Origin of the sequence: Halobellus sp. LT62 (assembly GCF_037031285.1) — an archaeon.
Lineage (GTDB): Archaea > Halobacteriota > Halobacteria > Halobacteriales > Haloferacaceae > Haloquadratum > Haloquadratum salinisoli.
Genome location: NZ_JAYEZO010000002.1, coordinates 1,124,178 through 1,140,013, shown reverse-complemented (window position 1 = coordinate 1,140,013; position 15,836 = coordinate 1,124,178). Strand labels below are relative to the sequence as shown.

At 65.1% G+C, this 15,836-nt stretch carries 15 protein-coding genes and 1 tRNA gene; 8 read left to right on the top strand and 8 right to left on the bottom strand.

Annotated features, from left to right (window positions below; genetic code table 11):
- Window positions 1-73: 73 nt before the first annotated feature.
- The gene (locus tag U5919_RS15120; protein ID WP_336025351.1) at window positions 74-688 is read right to left on the bottom strand and encodes an ArsR/SmtB family transcription factor; all 615 of its coding nucleotides are present in this window, start codon (window positions 686-688) and stop codon (window positions 74-76) included.
- A 108-nt stretch (window positions 689-796) separates the two neighbouring features.
- Here U5919_RS15120 and U5919_RS15115 point away from each other — a divergent pair, with 108 nt between their 5' ends.
- On the top strand, window positions 797-1,384 hold the full coding sequence (locus U5919_RS15115) for a GNAT family N-acetyltransferase (RefSeq protein WP_336025349.1): 588 nt from the start codon (window positions 797-799) through the stop codon (window positions 1,382-1,384).
- 62 nt (window positions 1,385-1,446) lie between these two features.
- Here the strand turns inward: U5919_RS15115 and U5919_RS15110 are convergent, their stop codons facing one another.
- Window positions 1,447-1,722, bottom strand: a complete 276-nt coding sequence (locus U5919_RS15110) for a DUF8142 family protein (protein ID WP_336025347.1) — start codon at window positions 1,720-1,722, stop codon at window positions 1,447-1,449.
- Window positions 1,723-1,821: 99 nt separating this feature from the next.
- Window positions 1,822-2,118 carry a hypothetical protein gene (locus U5919_RS15105; protein ID WP_336025345.1) on the bottom strand — a complete coding sequence of 99 codons (297 nt, stop codon included), beginning with the start codon at window positions 2,116-2,118 and terminating at the stop codon, window positions 1,822-1,824.
- A gap of 121 nt (window positions 2,119-2,239) precedes the next feature.
- On the opposite strand from U5919_RS15105, the gene cdd reads away from it, so the two are divergent.
- The 3 genes from cdd (at window position 2,240) to U5919_RS15090 (ending at window position 4,900) form a co-directional block, all read left to right on the top strand.
- Window positions 2,240-2,683, top strand: a complete 444-nt coding sequence (gene cdd / locus U5919_RS15100) for a cytidine deaminase (protein WP_336025342.1) — start codon at window positions 2,240-2,242, stop codon at window positions 2,681-2,683.
- Between the two features lie 51 nt (window positions 2,684-2,734).
- Window positions 2,735-3,553, top strand: a complete 819-nt coding sequence (locus U5919_RS15095; RefSeq protein WP_336025340.1) for a nucleoside phosphorylase — start codon at window positions 2,735-2,737, stop codon at window positions 3,551-3,553.
- Between the two features lie 162 nt (window positions 3,554-3,715).
- The gene (locus tag U5919_RS15090) at window positions 3,716-4,900 is read left to right on the top strand and encodes an NAD(P)/FAD-dependent oxidoreductase (protein WP_336025338.1); all 1,185 of its coding nucleotides are present in this window, start codon (window positions 3,716-3,718) and stop codon (window positions 4,898-4,900) included.
- Between the two features lie 142 nt (window positions 4,901-5,042).
- Here U5919_RS15090 and U5919_RS15085 read toward each other — a convergent pair whose 3' ends face one another.
- Window positions 5,043-5,576, bottom strand: coding sequence for an Rrf2 family transcriptional regulator (locus U5919_RS15085; protein ID WP_336025336.1), 534 nt, complete (start codon window positions 5,574-5,576; stop codon window positions 5,043-5,045).
- A 342-nt stretch (window positions 5,577-5,918) separates the two neighbouring features.
- Between U5919_RS15085 and U5919_RS15080 the strand changes: the two genes are divergently transcribed.
- Together U5919_RS15080 and rocF are read left to right on the top strand one after the other, a co-directional pair.
- Window positions 5,919-6,836 carry an NAD-dependent epimerase/dehydratase family protein gene (locus tag U5919_RS15080; protein WP_336025334.1) on the top strand — a complete coding sequence of 306 codons (918 nt, stop codon included), beginning with the start codon at window positions 5,919-5,921 and terminating at the stop codon, window positions 6,834-6,836.
- A 51-nt stretch (window positions 6,837-6,887) separates the two neighbouring features.
- Window positions 6,888-7,796: an arginase gene (gene rocF / locus U5919_RS15075; RefSeq protein WP_336025332.1), complete on the top strand. Its 909-nt coding sequence runs from the start codon at window positions 6,888-6,890 to the stop codon at window positions 7,794-7,796.
- Window positions 7,797-7,883: 87 nt separating this feature from the next.
- Here rocF and gyrA read toward each other — a convergent pair whose 3' ends face one another.
- Both gyrA and gyrB read right to left on the bottom strand, forming a co-directional pair.
- Complete coding sequence (gyrA, locus tag U5919_RS15070) at window positions 7,884-10,484, bottom strand: DNA gyrase subunit A (protein WP_336025331.1); 2,601 nt, start codon at window positions 10,482-10,484, stop codon at window positions 7,884-7,886.
- On the bottom strand, window positions 10,485-12,446 hold the full coding sequence (gyrB, locus tag U5919_RS15065; RefSeq protein WP_336025328.1) for a DNA topoisomerase (ATP-hydrolyzing) subunit B: 1,962 nt from the start codon (window positions 12,444-12,446) through the stop codon (window positions 10,485-10,487).
- A 203-nt stretch (window positions 12,447-12,649) separates the two neighbouring features.
- On the opposite strand from gyrB, the gene U5919_RS15060 reads away from it, so the two are divergent.
- Window positions 12,650-13,000, top strand: a complete 351-nt coding sequence (locus tag U5919_RS15060; protein WP_336025326.1) for a ferredoxin — start codon at window positions 12,650-12,652, stop codon at window positions 12,998-13,000.
- Window positions 13,001-13,075: 75 nt separating this feature from the next.
- Here U5919_RS15060 and U5919_RS15055 read toward each other — a convergent pair whose 3' ends face one another.
- Window positions 13,076-14,425 (bottom strand): MFS transporter, encoded by a 1,350-nt coding sequence (locus tag U5919_RS15055; RefSeq protein ID WP_336025324.1) that lies wholly within the window; start codon window positions 14,423-14,425, stop codon window positions 13,076-13,078.
- A gap of 288 nt (window positions 14,426-14,713) precedes the next feature.
- Between U5919_RS15055 and U5919_RS15050 the strand changes: the two genes are divergently transcribed.
- A tRNA-Leu gene (locus U5919_RS15050) sits at window positions 14,714-14,798 on the top strand.
- 207 nt (window positions 14,799-15,005) lie between these two features.
- Here the strand turns inward: U5919_RS15050 and U5919_RS15045 are convergent.
- On the bottom strand, window positions 15,006-15,821 hold the full coding sequence (locus tag U5919_RS15045) for a hypothetical protein (RefSeq protein WP_336025323.1): 816 nt from the start codon (window positions 15,819-15,821) through the stop codon (window positions 15,006-15,008).
- Window positions 15,822-15,836 lie beyond the last annotated feature (15 nt).

Below are 15,836 nucleotides of genomic sequence, written 5' to 3'. Positions count from 1 at the left end.
AGTACTCCGTCCGGGTACGAATACTTACGGGAGACTGCCGGTCGTCTGTCACTCGAACGGAAGAGGTGAGTCGCTACCGCTGCCGGACGAACCAGACCCCGAACCACAGCAGGAGGACGGTCAAGCCGCCGAGGAACACCAACAGTCCCGGCGGCGGTCCGGTCGCGGCCGCCCCCGTGGCGGTGTCGGCGGCGAGCTGTACGGACTCGGTGGTCGCCGCGCCGTCGGCTCCACCGGTCTGGGCGACGAACGGGAACCCCTCGATCGCGAACTGCGCGAACAGGCTCACGACACCGACGATGCCGACGCCAGCGAGCAGACGCTTGAGAGCGGTCGCGAGCCCCGTCGTCTCGTCATCGTCGGCGGCGACGACGACCAGCGGGCGGTCCGCCGGCGCGTACACCTTCATCTCGCGGCCTTTCTCCGAGTAGACGGTGTCGACTACCTCGACCGCGCCCGCGGACTCCAGCCGACCGAGGTGGTACTGGACGTTCTGCAGGGACGTGTCAACCGACTCCGCGAGGGCGGCGGGGTTCGTCGGTTCCTCGTGCAGCGCCGCGAGGACGCGACGAGCGGTCGCCGAGGAGAGCGCCGACAGGAGGTCGTCGGCGTCGTCGTCGTCGAGCCCAACGACGCGCGGCGAGGCGTCGACGTCGGGCTCGGATTGGGAGGGCAAGAGGCGAGCCATCGACACCCCGTAGAACGTAGACCGATACAAACCTGTTGCCTCCGTCCGGACACAGACCCAGTGGACGGCTCCGCAATACACTTGCGTCCCGCTCTCATACGGGTGCGTATGTACGTCCGGGACGCGAAAAACCGCGACGAGGTCTGGTTACTCGACAGAATCGAGGAGGCGGACATCGACGATCCCGCGTTCCGGTCCCGGGACTACGTGATCGCCCTCGACGAGGAGATGTCGCGGAAGGCCGGATTCGGTCGCATCCGGGTTCACAAAACCGATTCCGGGGAGTTCTGCGAACTCGCGTTCGTCTACACGCTGCCGCCGTGGCGACAGCAGGGCGTGGGCGCGCACGTCATCGAGCGCCTCGTCGACCGGGCCAGCGGCGAGGGATACGATACGGTGTACACGTTCACGCGCCAGCCCGAATACTTCACCCCGTTCGGATTCGAGCCGCAGGACACCGGATCGCTGCCGACCCCGGTCGGGTCGCGGCTCGAAGAAGTCCGCGCGGAGCGCGGCGACGACGTCATCGCGATGGCCGTTCAGGCGGACGACTTCGACGTCCCGGACTCGTTCCGCGAGCGGTTCAAGGAGGCCTCACCGGCCGACAAGCGCGAGGGCGACAGCGCCGAGGAGACGGCCGAGGACTTCGGTATCGACTCCTCGAAGGCGACCTACAAGTACGACACCGGAAACTAAGGAACGACACTGGAAACTAAGGAACGACACCCGAAACCGAAGCGTCGGTTCGGCCGTTCCGCTCAGGTCCGATCGGCGAGGAAGTCGGTGCTGAAGACGATGTACGCGAGGACGCTACAGAAGAGGATCGGCGGGAGGATCGCGAACGCCCACAGGGGTTCGATGCCCCACCCGAGGAGCAGGACCACGTCTGCGAGCCCGATCGCGAGGAACGGCGCGACCGCGAGCGCGGCTCGTTTGCGGTTTCTCCCGCCCGACTCGGACTCAAGCGGCGCGTTCGGGTCGAACTCCTCGTCGGCGACGTCCGAAGCGTTCTCGGCCGACGTGGGAGAGGCCATATCCGACGTTGGAAAGCGAGCGATAAAAGCACCGCGCTGTCCGCCGTGGACGGTTGTCGGGGTCGATCGTCGCGCGAGCGCCCGTCTCCGCCTCCCGCGTCAGGAACGCGGCCCCGATCCCGCCTTTTCGCCTTCGAGCCGCGAGGCGAATTCGACGAGACCGAAGAGCCCGCCGAGGAGGAGCACCGAAACGACGACGCCGTAGAACGCGAGCGCCGCGGGCGTCACCGGAACCGTCACCGACGTTCCCAAGATCGCGGCCTCGGAAACCTCGACCGAGCCGTTGCTGCCGACGAGCCAGCCGATCCCGGCGGACAGCACCACCACGACCGCACCGACCCACAGCATAATCTCGCGGCCGAGCCCCGGGCGTCCCGCGTCCGTACTCGATTGCACGCCCGATCGTACGTCCGCAACGGGCTTTGCCCTTGTCATTCCTGATCGCGATGACGGTGGGGGACCGGAGCGTCCACCGCGACGGCAACCTACAAACCGACGCCGACCGAACCGGCGTCCAATGACTGACGAACTCCTCGAACGCGCTCGCGACGCCCTCGACGACGCGTACGTCCCGTACTCCGAGTACCGCGTCGGCGCGGCGCTGCGGACCGCCGACGGTTCGGTGTACGTCGGCTGCAACATCGAGAACGCCAACTACTCGAACAGCCTCCACGCCGAGGAGGTCGCGATCGCCTCGGCGATCCAAGACGGGCACCGCGAATTCGACCGGATCGCGGTCAGCTCAGGGGCGCGCGACGGCGTGACTCCCTGCGGGATGTGCCGACAGACGCTCGCTGAGTTCGCCGGGGCGGGCTTGGAAGTCGTCTGCGACGAGGGCGGCGGCGAGACCTCGACGTACACGCTCGGCGAACTACTTCCGAACACGATCTCGCTGGAGACGCTGTCGGCGGCGGAGGCTCAACGGGAGGCCGGCGACGACGACATCGAGCGGGAGCCCTAACGGCGTTCCCGGAGCCGACAGGCTATTTTCGCTGCGCGCGGGAGAAGTCGTATGAGCGACAGCGAAGACCCCAACGACGACGTGCAGTACCACCTCGACGTCGGTCCCGAGGACGTCGCGGACAGCGTGCTCTTGCCCGGGAACCCCGAGCGCGTCGACAAGATCACCGCGCTGTGGGACGACCACGAGGAGAAGGCGTACCACCGCGAATACCGGACGGCGACGGGGACCTACGAGGGGACGCCCATCTCGGTGACGTCGACGGGGATCGGGAGCCCCTCGGCGGCCATCGCGATCGAGGAACTCGCCCGCGTCGACGCCGGGACGTTCATCCGCGTCGGCTCCTGTGGGGCGATCCAGCCCGAGATGGGCGTCGGAGACTTGGTCATCACCTCCGGAGCCGTCCGACAGGAAGGGACTTCCAAGGAGTACGTCCGCGAGGACTACCCGGCCGTCGCGGACCACGAGGTCGTCGCCGCGCTCGTCGCCGCCGCAGAGCGACTCGGCTACGACTACCACGTCGGGCTGACGATGAGCGCCGATTCGTTTTACGCGGGGCAGGGCCGTCCCGGATTCGAGGACTTCCGCGCCGCCGGCTCGGAATCGCTCGTCGAGGAGCTCCGCGATGCGAACGTCAAGAACATCGAGATGGAGGCCGCCGCGCTCCTCACAGTGGCGAACATCTACGGGCTTCGGGCGGGCGCGGTCTGTTCGGTTTACGCGAACCGATTAACGGGAGAGTTCCGCACCGAGGGCGAGTCGCGGGCGGCGGAAACCGCGAGTCTGGCGGTCCACCTGCTCGCGAAGATGGACGAGGCGAAGCGGGAGGCCGGCGTCGACCACTGGCATCCGGGGCTATCGATCGAGTAGGGCGTTCGACCGGGGATGGCTAGCGGGTGTGAGGCGGTCGATGGCCGTAGGTCGGTTAACGAGAGTGAGGCGGTGGATGGACGAAACGCAACGACATCTGTCGTACACTGCATTCGGCGGCGTTTCGCAGTTCCTTTATCCGATGCGGGTACAGGTTCTGATATGAGCACACAGGTCGTCGTCGTCGGCTCCGGCTACGCGGGTGCCGGTGCCGTCAAACGACTCGAAGACGAACTCGACGCGGGCGCAGAACTGACGTGGATCTCCGAGAACGACTATCACCTCGTCCTCCACGAGGTCCATCGCTGCATCCGCGATCCGAGCGTCGAATCGAAGATCACGATCCCGATCGACGAAATCAAATCCGACTCGACGGAGTTCCGCAAGGACCACGTCACGGACGTCGACGTCGACGAGCGTGTCGTCGAACTCCGAGACGACGAGATCGAATACGACTACCTGCTCCTTGCGATCGGTTCGGGCACCGCCTTCTTCGGCATCGAGGGGCTGCAGGAGTACTCAACCGAGCTGAAGAGCCTCGACGACGCCCGAGCGATCCACGCGGAGATCAAGTCGGCCGCCGAAGACGCCTCCCGCGACGACCCGGCGCAGATCATCGTCGGCGGTGCGGGCCTCTCGGGCATCCAGACGGCCGGTGAGATCGCCGAGTACCGCGACGAGCACCGCGCGCCGATCGACATCACGCTCGTCGAGGGTCTCGACGAAGTGTTCCCGAACAACGACCCCGAACTGCAGGGCGCGCTCCGAAAGCGGCTGGAAGCGCTCGATATCGAGATCCTCACCGGCGACTTCATCTCGAAGGTCGACGAGGAGACGGTCTACCTCGGCGGCGGCGAGGACGATCCCGAACTCGCCTACGACTCGCTGATCTGGACGGGCGGCATCACCGGCCACGAGGAGGTCCGCGGAATGGAACTCGATCAGGACGAGCGCTCCCATCGCGTCTTCGCCGACGCCGACTTCCAGACCTCAGACGAGCGCGTTTTCGCCCTCGGCGACACCGCCTTGGTCGAGCAGGGCCCCGACTCGGTCGCGCCGCCGACGGCGCAGGCCGCGTGGCAGGCCGCGGACGTCGCGGGTGAGAACGTCGCGCGCGCCGTCGCGAACAAGCCGCTGAAGACGTGGCGACACGAGGACAAGGGGACGGTCGTCTCCGTCGGCGACGACGCCGTCGCTCACGACGTCAAGCTTCCGGTGCTCGGCTCGTTCCCGATGAACGTCTTCGGCGGCCCGGCGGCGCGCAACCTGAAGAAGGCCATCGCCGCCCGCTGGATCGCCGACGTTTCGTCGAAAAAGAACGCCTTCGACGCGTGGGATAGCCTGTAGGAAACGGAACCGAGAGACCGCACGGCAGCCGATTTGCCGCAACTCCATACGTTCACGAGACGACTCACAGCCGCAGCGCTCGCAGTTCGTCCGGCGGAGTGAGAAGAACGAAAGAGACGGAGTCGCCTGCGTCTGATTCCGTTCAGTGCGACGCGTCGCCGACTGGTGCGCGCATATCCTCGATCCGGAGGATGAGGATGTTCCCGGTGTCGTCCTTGCCGTCGACGACGCCCTCGATCACGAGCCTCGAGAGCGGCGTCGGTCCAACCGTCACCTTGTCTCCCTCGTGGAAGTCGCGCACGGAGCCTTGGATGTGGATCTCCGCGCGGCACAGTTCGGGGTGGTGAACGGAGGAGAGGTCGATCTCGTCGACGTTGGCGTTCTCGACCTCCTCGCCGTCGTGATACAGAGGGACGAACGCGGGCTCATCCATCTGGTTGACGTCGAGCGCCTCGTAGGCGTTGGCCGTCGGCTTGTAGCCGCCCTTCGGCCCCGGGACGCCCTCGACGAGCTGGAGGGCTTTCAGACTCTGCATCTGATTTCTGATCGTGCCGGGGTTTCGATCCACTTCCGCGGCGATGTCCTCGCCTTTGACCGCGTCCTCGCTCTCGCGGTGGAGGTTGATGAGTGCGGTCAGAATGGTTTTCTGACTGGACGTGAGCTCGATAGATGACATAACCAATCGTTGGCCGCATACGGTCTTAAATCCGGTGGATGGATCTACACACTGTGAAAGAGTGTCCTGCTTTTCTTTCGATTCGGCGTCATTCGTTTCGTTTTTTCGGCGAACCGGGCCACAGTACTCGGCAGATCGTTCGATACCGCTCAAGAAAGGGCGTCGTCAATATACCCTCCTTCCAAGCTGAGCAGCGCGTTCGATCCCCCGTCGAATCGTAGTTCGCGATCGCGACGGGTCGCGCCGCATACCGCTCGCACCGTCGCCTCTCACCCGTTTCACCGCGCGCGTTCTCCGCTCGCTTCCGGTACCGATTTGTGGCCGCTCGCTCGTGTGCTCGGTATGGAGAACCAACGCGTCCTCGTCACGGGTGGGGCGGGGTTCATCGGTTCGAACCTCGCGAACCATCTGGCCGCGAACAACGACGTCGTCGCCGTCGACGACTTACACCTCGGAACGCCCGAAAATCTGGACTCCGACGTCGAGTTCGTCGACGCGAGCGTCCTCGACGACGACCTCCCGACGGAAGGCGTCGACGCCCTGTTTCACCTCGCGGCGTACTCCTCCTACACGATGGCCGAGGAGCACAAACGCAAAGCGACGCGCGTGAATGTCGAGGGCTTCGTCAACGCCGTCGAACAGGCCCGCGAGGACGGCTGCGACACCGTCGTCTACGCGTCGACCTCGTCGATTTACGGCTCCCGGACCGAGCCTTCCTCCGAGGACCTCCCGGTCGAGGCACGCACGTGCTATGAGGCATCGAAACTCGCCAGAGAGCAGTACGGCGAGTACTTCCACCACCACTACGGGATGACGCTCGCCGGACTTCGATTCTTCTCTGTGTACCAAGGATACGGGGGCGCGGAGGAACACAAAGGCGAGTACGCCAACACCGTCGCACAGTTTACGGACAAGATCGCGGGCGGCGAGCGGCCGAAAGTCTTCGGCGACGGGTCCCAAACGCGCGATTTCACCCACGTCGACGACATCGTCCGCGGAATCGAACTCGCCGCCGACCACCGGCTGCAGGGGATCTACAACCTCGGAACGGGCGAGAGCTACACGTTCAACGAGATGATCGCGATGATCAACGAGGAGCTGGGAACCGACGTAGATCCAGAGTACATCGAGAATCCCCTTGACGTGTACGTCCACGACACGATGGCCGACGCGACGAAGATGCGCGAAGCGACCGGCTGGGAGCCCGAGATCTCCTTCGAGGAGGGCGTCGCTCGCGTCTGTGCGCTCTACGAGCAGTGATCCCATAGATCGGACAAGCAGTCAAAAGGGAGGGGAGCGAGTAGAGGAAGTATGACCCAAACCGTCCGCGTCATCGGCGCACCGATCGACTACGGGACGAACCGCCGCGGCGTCGATATGGGACCCTCCGCCATCCGCTATGCGGGCTTGGCCGAGCAACTGGAACGGGCGAACGTCACGGTCGTAGACGACGGCGACGTGCGCGCCCCGCGCGCAGAGGAACGCGACCCCGAGGCCGAACCGCCCGCGAACGGGCGGGCCAAGTTCCTCCGCGAGACCCGAGAGGTCGCGACCGGCCTCGCCGACCGCGTCGAGCGCGCGCTCGCGAGCGGCGAACTCCCGCTCGTCCTCGGCGGCGACCACTCGGTCGCGATCGGTTCAGTCACTGGATCGGCGCGGAACGCCGATATCGGCGTGGTCTGGTTCGACGCCCACGGCGACTTCAACACCCCCGAAACGTCGCCCTCGGGGAACGTCCACGGGATGCCGCTGGCGGCCGTGCTCGGCGTCGGGGAGTTCGCGAACGCCCAGTGGGCGACAGCCACGGGGCTCAGCCCCGAGAACGTCGCGATCGTCGGTCTCCGCTCGGTCGACGAGAGAGAGCGCGACGCGATCGCCGACAGCGGCGTGACGACGTTCACGATGTCCGACATCGACGAGCGAGGGATCGCGAGCGTCGCCGACGACGCCCTCGACGTCGCGACCGCCGGGACCGACGGCGTTCACGTGAGCCTCGATCTCGACTGGCTCGATCCGCGGGAGGCCCCCGGCGTGGGGACGCCCGTCCGCGGCGGCGTCACCTACCGCGAGGCCCACGCGGCCTTGGAGGCCGTCGCCGAACGCGACCGCCTCAGATCGATGGAGCTCGTCGAAGTCAATCCGATCCTCGACGAGCGAAACGAGACGGCGTCGCTCGCGACGGAGTTGGCGGCGAGCGCGCTCGGGACGAAGATTCTGTAACGACGCCGTCGATAGCGGCCACCGAGCCTCGCGTGCGACGAGAACACACACCGGGTTTCCGGTGAAATGAGCCGGTTCGTCCGTGGTTTACGCGTCGTCCGCAGCCGCTGAATCGGCGTCCGTGGCGTCTTCCGCGACTCCATCGGACTCGCGTTCCGACTCGTCGTCCGCGGCCGCATTCGACTCGTTGTCCGCTTCCTCGACCGCCGAGTGCACGTCGACGCTGGCGACGCTGTCGCCGGCGTCGAGATCCATTACGATGACGCCCATCGTGTTTCGTCCGACGGTCGAGAGGTCCTCGACGGGCGTCCGAAGGATCTGCCCGTCGCCGCTCATCACGAACAGGCTGTCGTTGGGGCCGACTGTCTCCATTTCGCAGACGCGCCCGTTGCGCTCGTTCGTCTTGATGTCGATGAGCCCCTTGCCGTTTCGTGACTGCCGGCGGTATTTTTCGATGTCGGTGCGCTTGCCGTAGCCGTTCTCGGTGACGGTGAGCACCCACCGGTGGCGGTCGGGATCGATCGCAGCGAGGGCAGCGACCTCGTCGCCGCCTTCGAGTTTGATCCCGCGGACCCCGCGCGCCGAGCGACCCATCGCGCGGACTTCGCTCTCGGCGAACCGGATCGCCATCCCGCCGCGACTCGCGAGGACCAGATCCTGCGTCCCGTCGGTGACTTCGACGTCCGCGAGCGCGTCGTCCTCGTCGAGTTTCGTCGCGATGATCCCCGTCGAGAGGATGTTCTGGAAGTTCTCGACGTTCGTCCGCTTGATGTAGCCGTTCGTCGTGACCATCGTGAGGAACTGCTCCTCGTCGGACTCCATCTCGGCGGTGTTGACGACGGCGGTGATCTCCTCGCCGTCGTCGAGATCCAGCAGATTGACCGCGGACTTCCCGCGGGCCGTGCGCGACATCTCCGGAATTTGGTAGGTCTTCAACTGATAGACCTGTCCGTGGTTGGTGAAGTACAGGAGATAGTCGTGCGTGCTGGCGACGTACACCGAGGAGACGCGATCGCCCTCCTTCAACTCCGTGCCGATGATCCCCTTCCCGCCGCGGTTCTGCGCGCGGAAGTTGTCGAGCGGCATCCGCTTGATGTAGTCGTCCTCGGTGACGACGACGACGACGTCCTCCTCGGCGATGAGGTCCTCGTGGGTGACCGTCCCGGTGTCCTCGATGATCGAGGTCCGGCGGTCGTCGTCGTACTCGTCTTTGATTTCCAAGAGTTCCCCGCGGACGACGTCGTCGAGCTCGTCGGCGTCGTCGAGGATCGTTTCGAGCCGCTCGATGCGATCTCTGACGTCCTCGTACTCGGATTCGATCTCGTCGGCCTCCATCGCGGTGAGCGACCCCAACTGCATCGCAACGATGTGGTCGGCTTGTGCCACCGAGAAGTCGAAGGTCGACAGCGCCTCGCCGTCGACCTCGACGACGTGCTCGCCGCGCAGCGCCGCCTTCGCGTCGTCGCGGCTCGCGGAGTTCCGGATGACCTCGACAACGTCGTCGACGTGCTCTAAGGCCGTCAGCCGGCCTTCGAGGATGTGCGCGCGGTCCTTCTTCTCCTCGAGTTCGTACGCCGAGCGCCGGCGCACCACGTCGCGTCGGTGTTCGAGGTACTCGACGAGCGTCTCCTTGAGCGTGAGGACCTTCGGTTGTCCGTCGACGAGAGCGAGGTTGATCACGCCGAAGGTCGATTCGAGGTGATGTTCGAGCAGCTGGTTTTTCACCACTTCGGCGTTCGCGCCGCGCTTGAGCTCGACGACGACGCGGATACCGTCGCGGTCTGACTCGTCGCGCAGGTCGCGGATGCCTTCGATCTTCCCCTCGTTGACGTCGTCGGCGATGCGCTCGACGAGCCGCGCCTTGTTCTCTTGGAAGGGCAGTTCGGTGATGACGATGCGGTCGTCGTCTTCGACCTCGAACTCCGCGCGGACGCGGATCCGCCCGCGACCCGTCTTGTACGCCTTGTGGATCGCGTTGCGGCCGACGATGTTCGCGCCGGTCGGGAAGTCCGGCCCCTTCACGTGCTCCATCAGGTCCTCGATCGTCGCGTCGGGGTCCTCGATGAGGTGTACCGTCGCGTCGATCACTTCTCCCAAGTTGTGCGGCGGAATGTTCGTCGACATCCCGACTGCGATGCCCGAGGAGCCGTTGACGAGGAGGTTCGGGAGGGCGGCAGGAAGGACTTCGGGCTCTTCGAGGCGGTCGTCGTAGTTCGACTGGAAGTCGACCGTGTCCATCTCGATATCGTCGAGCAGCTCCTCGGCGATGGGGGCCATCCGCGCCTCCGTGTAGCGCATCGCGGCCGGCGGATCGCCGTCGACGGAGCCGAAGTTCCCTTGGCCGTCGACGAGGGGATAGCGCATCGAGAAATCCTGCGCCATCCGCGCGAGCGTGTCGTAGATCGCGCTGTCGCCGTGCGGGTGGTAGTCACCCATCGTCTCACCGACGATCGAGGAGGACTTCCGATGCGAGGAGCGGGCGGTGACGCCCGCCTCGTGCATCGCATAGAGAATGCGGCGATGCACCGGCTTGAGGCCGTCGCGGACGTCCGGAAGCGCCCGGCCCGCGATGACCGACATCGCGTAGTCGATGTAGGACTGTTCCATCTCCTGTTCGATCCGTGCGGTCTCGACGCTGGCGGCGATGCCCGTTTCGGGGTCGAACGCCTCAGGTGCGTCAGAACTCATCTATATGTCCACCCATTCGGCTTCGGTCGCTCGCTCCTTGATGAACTGCTTGCGCGGTTCGACGGCGTCGCCCATAAGCACTGAAAACATCTTGTCGGCCGCGGCGGCGTCCTCGACGGTGATCTGCTTTAACACTCTGTTCTCGGGGTTCATCGTCGTGTCCCAGAGCTGATCGGGGTTCATCTCGCCGAGACCCTTGAACCGCTGGACCTGCGTGGGGTTGCCGTCGCACTTCTCCTCGATAATGCGGTCGCGCTCGGCTTCCGTCATCGCGTCGTACGTGTTTCCACGATATCTGACCCGGTACAGCGGTGGCTTCGCCGCGTAGACGTATCCGGCTTCGACGAGCGGCCGCATATGGCGGTAAAAGAGTGTCAGGAGCAGGGTCCTGATGTGTGCCCCGTCGACGTCGGCGTCCGTCATCAGGATGATCCGCTCGTAGCGCACGTCGTCGATGTCGAACTCCTCGCCGACGCCCGCGCCGATGGCGGTGATGAGCGCGCGGACCTCGTCGTTTTCGAGGACCCGATCGAGCCGGTGTTTCTCGACGTTCAGGATCTTTCCCTTCAGTGGCAGAATCGCTTGGAACCGGCGGTTACGGCCCTGCTTGGCCGATCCCCCGGCGCTGTCGCCCTCGACGACGAACAGCTCGGATTCGCTCGGATCGCGGCTCTGACAGTCCGCGAGCTTCCCGGGCAGCGACGTCGATTCGAGCGCCGACTTCCGACGGGTTAGCTCCTCGGCTTGCTTCGCCGCCTTCCGCGCCTTCGCGGCCTCGACGGCCTTCATCACGATCGCTTGGGCGGTGTCGGGATGCTCTTCGAGGTACGTCCCCAGCTTCTCGTGGGTGATCGATTCGACGATCCCCCGAACCTCGCTGTTGCCGAGCTTCGTCTTCGTCTGGCCCTCGAACTGCGGATCGGGGTGTTTGATGGAGATAACCGCGGTGAGCCCCTCGCGGACGTCCTCGCCCTTCAGCGAGTCGAGGTCGTCGAGCAGGTTGTGCTCGCGGGCGTAGTCGTTGACGACGCGCGTGAGCGCCGTCTTGAACCCGGTGAGATGAGTTCCGCCCTCGCGGGTGTTGATGTTGTTCGCGAACGCGTGGATCGAGCCCTGCAGCTCTTCGGTCGCCTGCATCGCCACCTCGATTTCGATGTCGTCGACGCTGTCGGCGTAATAGATGACATCGTCGTGAAGCACCGTCTTCGTCTCGTCGAGGTAGCGGACGAACTCGCGGATGCCCCCCTCGTAGTAGAACGTCCGCTCGCGGCGTCCCGAGTCCGCTTCGTCGTCGCTCTCCTCGGTTGCGTTCGACCCCCCCGCACCCTCCTCTGTCAGTTGGATCTCCACGCCGGAGTTGAGGAAGGCGAGTTCTCTGAGGCGGTTTTCGAGCGTCGTGAACTCGAACTCGACCGTCTCGAAGATGTCGCCGTCGGGCCAAAACCGGACCGTCGTGCCCGTCTCCTCGCCGTCTTCGAGATCGCGGACGCGCTTGAAGGCCTCCGGTTGCGGTTCGCCGTGATCGAAACTGTCGCGCCAGAGCGCGCCGTCGCGCTTGATCTCGACGTCCAGGCGCTCCGAGAGCGCGTTGACGACGCTCACGCCGACGCCGTGGAGGCCGCCGGAGACCTGATAGGACTTGTTGTCGAACTTCCCCCCCGCGTGGAGGACGGTCATAATGACCTCGACGGCGGGCAGGTCGTACTGCTCGTGGGTGTCGACGGGGATCCCGCGACCGTTGTCCGAGACCGACACCGATCCGTCGTCGTGGAGCGTGACTTCGATGCGGTCGCAGTGGCCCGCGAGCGCCTCGTCGATCGCGTTGTCGACGACCTCGTAGACGAGGTGGTGTAACCCGCGAGAATCAGTCGATCCGATGTACATCGCCGGGCGCTTTCGAACGGCCTCTAAGCCTTCGAGGACCTGAATCTGCCCGGCCCCGTACTCAGTATCGCGTGACATTGATCGTACCTCCGTTAGACCACGTCGGTTCTTAAACCCTCGCACGCGCGGGCGCGTAACTACGTATGGTGTCCCTCTATGCCTGCAGAACGACCAATTTACGGCCGGGTTCGTACCTGCGGTGGCGACGTCCGTACGTCGTTGCCAGCGACGATGTCGTCGGAACCGACAGCGCAAAGGCGCCGCCGCCGTTACGGGCGGGTATGAGCGACGCCGAAGGCGATGAGGCACTGAAGCCGAGCGACGTCGGCGACGAGGCCAACGCCCCGCCGGTCGAAGAGAAGCCCTACAAGATCATCTTCGAGGGCAACAAGTGCATCGGCGCGGGTCGCTGCGCGGAGGTCGCGGACAACTGGGAGATGGACATCACTTCGGGGCTCGCCCGGCCGAAGTCGTACTTCATCGCTGAGGACGAACTGGCGGAGAACGTCCGCGCGGCGGAAGTCTGTCCCGCGAAGAAAGACCGCGGGGTAATCCACGTCGTCGACCGCCGGACCGACGAGGAGATTGCGCCCGACCCGCACGGCGACGGCACGCTGAGCGTCGACTGGTAGTCCTCCGCGTAGCGGTCACTCCCGACTCGGGTCGAGCGTACGCGGACGTTCAGGCCGGGATGCGGTCCGGTCGGTTCAATCGGACGCCGTTCGTCCCGGATAAAACGTCCCGGTCTCCTTACGCACGCCCAGCAGTAAGACGGCACCCGCGATCAGCGGGATGAGCGCACTCACCGCGTACACCGGAGGGAACCCGAAGATCTCAATCGCCGGAAGCGAGATCATCGGACCGAGTCCACCGCCTACGTCGCCCAACACGTTGTTCGTCCCCGAGGCCCGTCCCATCCGATCGTCGGGCATCAGATCGGCGAGCAGCGCCATCATCGGGCCGCTCGTCCCTCCTTGCCCCGCGCCGATACAGATGCAGGCGACGAACAGGCCCTCGATCGACGCGGAGCGCGCCAACAGCAGAAAGCCAACGAAAAACGAGCCTAAGAAGGCGAGTAGGACGGGGACTCTCGAGGCGTGCGTATCCGAGAGACGCCCGCCGACCACCATCGCGACGCCCGCAGTGACCACGGTCACGGCCATGAATATCCCGGACATCCCCTGCGCGTTGAGACCGAACGAAGTGAGCGATTTCTCGGCTAAGAGCAACACCAGCGTAGAAAACAACACGCCGAAGTACGCGAACATCAGCCCGAAGTTCACGAGACCGACGGTAAGTGCGGGGAGCGAGGTTTCGATATCCCACGGTTTCACTGCCCGGGATTCGCGTTCGGTGACGTGCGTCTCCGGAACGAGCACGAACGCGACGCCGCTGGCGATCAGTGCGAAGAGCGCCGCCAAACCGAACGCCACGACTTCGCCGGCGAGCGAGCTCACGACGCCGCCGAGAACCATTCCCGACGGGAACCCGAGCAGCATCCCGCCGCGGACGATCCCCATATTCAGCCCGCGGGAGCCCCCGTCGGAGACGTCGGCGGCGATGGTATAGGCGGTCGCGAACACCGCCGCGGAGCCGACCCCCCAGAGGATTCGAGCCAGTAGGAACCACGCTTCGGGTGCGAGAACGCCTTCGAGGACCAACAGCCACTGTTCGACGCCGAGGGTGATCGGTCCCAACTCGACGGTCGGGAGCGCGTACGCGACCCACGAGACCGACGCCGGGTCGGGAAGGACGAGCGCGACGACGTACCCGAACGTCGCGACGCCCTCGATGAACAGCCCGTAAACGAACGGCTTTCTGACGCCGAACCGATCGACGAGCGCCCCAGCGGGTGCGTTGGCCACTAACCTGACCCAACGGTTCGCCGACAGGATCAGTCCGACCACAAACGCGGAGATGCCTAGCACGGCACCGAGGTTCGGGAGGATCGGAAACACGACGCCGCCGCCGAACCCGACGAAGAACGTGCTGGCGACGACAGCGAGGATGACCCGCGGGACCCCTTCGAGCGAAGCGGGAACGTATCCGGACGTCATCGAGCCACAACGGCGAGTCTCGCCACTGTCGTCTCAGAACGGGCGCGCGCCACACGGCGCGTTAGAGACCCCCGTTGCGGTTTCGTCGACGATCCGTGGTCGCACAGCATTCGGTTGAATGCTCTCTCAGTGAGGGTAAAACGATACTGATAGGCGGTCGGTGCCGCACCGACAGCGGGGGTGGTCCGATTAGACGCCCGCGCGGAGAAGCCCGCCGTGGATTCGAACACGTCCATCGGTCTCCCAAAACGAAACCACTAACCGACCGTCCGCGGAACTTTCGTGTGCGCGGGGGTGGCTGAGCTAGGCCAAAGGCGGCGGACTTAAGATCCGCTCCCGTAGGGGTTCGTGGGTTCAAATCCCATCCCCCGCATAAATTGCGCGAGCGAAGCGAGCGCTATTTCTCGCACGATGGGATTTGAACCCTACCAGTCGCGCACAGCGAGCGTAGCGAGCGAGCACGTCTGGTTTCGGTTCAACATCCCATCCCCCGCATCTGAATCCGTGAGCGAAGCGAGCAGTTCGATTCGCATCCCCCGCATAACGTGTCCGAGCGACAGCGAGACCACGACGCCGACACTCAAATAATCACTTTCGCCGCGGGGAGATACCGTTTTTCGGTCCACTCGGCCTCCTCGCCCGCGGGTACCAGCGTCGACTCCGAGACCGGTTCGGAAAACCGATCCGGATCCGGTCGCACGCGGGTCAGCATCTCCGTGAACTCCGAGTCGTGTCGCCCGCCCGCGGAGACGATTCCGCCATATTTCCGTTCCGAGAAAGGGACCTCGTCGGGGTGCGGAAACTGTTCGCGGATGATCCCCGCCGTTTCGCGGAGGTACTCCGCGGCCCGATCCTGTTCGTACTGGCTCTCGTCGAAATACTGCTGGGTGTGCGGCGCGTCGTCGTCGACGTCGCCGTGTTGGGGCGATTCGAACCGAACCGATTCCGTCGTCGAGTGCGCGGCGGCGAATCGGAGGTTCATCGTGAAGCTGTCCGGGTATCTGAGGATCAGCGGGAAAAACAGCATCTCCGAGACCGTCGAGCGCTGCTGGATCCGCCACAGGCCCTCGATGTAGTACGCCGTGAGCTCGCCTGTGAGATCCTCGCGTTCGCCGCGGAGATACGCTCGCGCAATGTCCTCGTAGTCGTCACCGGCGATGTGACGAAGCCGCCGCCTGAAGCTCTCTGCGACGCGCTCGAATTCGGTCTCGTAGGCTTTGGCCACCGAGACTGACGGATCCGCCAGCAGCTCTGCTTTCCACTCGCGACCCTCCGCGACTGCGGTCATATTCTCGTGAAAGAGACACTCGGCCCGGCGATCGGGCAACGGCGTCCTGACCGCGTTCCCGAACAGCACGTCCGATCCGCCGTCCGGACGCGCTGCGTCATCTCTCATACGACTAGTACCAGT